1 protein-coding gene is annotated in these 525 nt (G+C 53.9%); it reads right to left on the bottom strand.

Going from position 1 to position 525, the window contains the following annotated elements:
• A partial coding sequence (locus FC75_RS10025) for a CD3337/EF1877 family mobilome membrane protein (protein ID WP_420843320.1) occupies positions 1-525 on the bottom strand: 525 nt, incomplete at both ends.

The raw sequence follows: 525 nt of genomic DNA on the forward strand, positions 1-525 counted from the left end.
TTGATTTTGCTCACGTAGTCCGGGGCGTAGGCGATGAAGCTGGCTGACGTGATGAAGATCACCACAAAGTTGACGATTGCCGAGATGGCTTTGGAGGTCTCGCGTTTGATGATACCGGTGTAGGCGACATAGATGCCGACTACCAGCGTAATCATGAGGAGTAAGCCGGGGTAAAAGCCGTCAGTAGTGAAGCCGTCCTTTGACACTCCAGCCAAGAGCTGCATGTTCTTCCCAATCGCGTCAGACGTATCTTTGATGAAGTCCAGCGAGTAGGCTTGCTGAATCAGATAACCCGCAGCGTTTGACAGGTAGACCGAGAGTGTCCACAAGAAGTTGGTGATGGCATACAGGCCATAGCTCACAGACTTACCGATGCCATCGCCCCAGTTCCACGGGAGCCAGTCCCAACTCGTATCGACGAAGTAGTCGAGCTGGTAGTGCGACAACGGGTACTTGGAATACTCGTTAGAGCCGCCAGACTGATCGTCAACCAATCCCGCAGCGTGTACCGGTTGACCGCCAGCG

This window comes from Lacticaseibacillus camelliae DSM 22697 = JCM 13995, assembly GCF_001436615.1.
In the GTDB taxonomy this organism is placed as follows: domain Bacteria; phylum Bacillota; class Bacilli; order Lactobacillales; family Lactobacillaceae; genus Lacticaseibacillus; species Lacticaseibacillus camelliae.